1 protein-coding gene is annotated in these 1,508 nt (G+C 70.5%); it reads right to left on the reverse strand.

The window, feature by feature from the left end; translation table 11 throughout:
• Positions 1 to 38: 38 nt before the first annotated feature.
• Positions 39 to 1,247, reverse strand: a complete 1,209-nt coding sequence (locus tag ACWCP0_RS42100) for an IS110 family transposase (RefSeq protein ID WP_451083985.1) — start codon at positions 1,245 to 1,247, stop codon at positions 39 to 41.
• Positions 1,248 to 1,508 lie beyond the last annotated feature (261 nt).

Raw genomic sequence — 1,508 nt, forward strand, 5'->3', positions numbered from 1 at the left:
GGGGGGTGCCTCTATGTCTTTCGTCAAGCCCGATCTGGTCATGCGTGGGCGGGTTCGGGACCGCGTGCCTCGTAGAAGGTCCCGTCGCGGAGCATGGCGAACAGGACGCTGATGCGGTGGCGAGCGAGGCGGAGGAGGGCCTGTGTGTGGGTCTTGCCGCGGGCCCGGCACCGGTCGTAGTAGCCGCGGGAGGCAGGGTCGTGCAGGGCGGCGAACGCGGACAGGAACATCGCGCGTTTGAGCTGCCGGTTCCCGCCGCGGGGTGCATGTTCGCCGTGGATCGAGGTGCCCGACTGCTTCGTGGCCGGAGCGAGGCCGGCGTAGGAGGCGAGGTGAGCGGCGGTGGGGAAGCTGGTGCCGTCGCCGACGGTGACCAGCAGGACGGCGGCGGTCCTGACGCCGACGCCGGGCAGCGACGTCAGGACTTGGGAAAGAGGGTGGGCCTCCAGCAGTTCGCTGATCTGGGCTTCCAAGGCCCGGCGTTGTTCGTGGACGGCCGCGAGCGAGCGCGTCAGGGACGGGATGACCACGTCGAGGGTGCCGGTGCCCGGAACGACGACGGTCTGTTCGTCGAGCGCGTCGAAGACGTCGTCGATGAGCCGGGCGGCCATGCGCGGGGCCTTGGGCCGGATGACTTCGACGAGTCTGCGGCGGCCGGCTTTCCGCAGGGCAGCCGGGGAGCCATAGCGTTCCAGCAGCCAGGTGACGGCCTGGTGGTCGAGGCGGGGGCCCAGGACGCGCTCCAGGCTGGGGTGGAACTGGGTGAGCAGGCCCCGTATCCGGTTGGAGGTGCGGGTGGCCTCGGCGGCCAGGTCCTGGTCGAAGCCCACAAGGACGGTGAGCTCGGCGGTGATCTCGTCGGTCAGCTCCAGGGAGCGCAGGGTGTGCGGCATCGTGCGGGCGGCGTCCGCGATCACGGCCGCGTCCTTCGCGTCGGTCTTCGCCTCGCCCGGATAGAGGTCGGCGATCCGGCGCATGGCAAGTCCCGGCAGGTAGGCGACCTTGCAGCCCGCGTCCCGGGCGACGGTCAGCGGCAGGGCGCCGATGGAGGCGGGCTGGTCCACGACCACCAGCACGGTGCCGAACTTCACGGACAGTTTCTCGAAGACGGCCCGCAGCTTCGGCTCGCTGTTGGGCAGTGGCTTGTCGAAGACCTTCTTCCCACCCGGGGTCAGCCCGTGCCCGTGATGCGTGCTCTTGCCGACGTCCAGACCGAGGAAGACGCCCACGCCGCTGATGTCGATCATCGTGCCCCCACATCGCTCGTCCGTGCCGGCCTGGGCGGCGGGGCCGTTCTCGCGCATCCACGTTATGCAGACCTGCCGCCCGGATACGGCCGGGCATTGCGCCCGGCCGGGCGGTGGTCGGGCCTCTGATCAGCGTCTCCGACGGCACCCCTCGGGCCCGGTGACACCACCCCCCAGGTCATCCGATCGACAGGGGGCAACAGTCATGCCGGGCCCGGAGGCCAGCGGTCCTCTTGCAGGACCGCGAAAAACATAACGGGG

This window comes from Streptomyces sp. NPDC001970, from assembly GCF_053594115.1.

Bases quoted from the DNA above. Each gene is read 5' to 3' on its own strand.
- ACWCP0_RS42100 (WP_451083985.1), bottom strand. From the start codon at position 1,247: ATGATCGACATCAGCGGCGTGGGCGTCTTCCTCGGTCTGGACGTCGGC.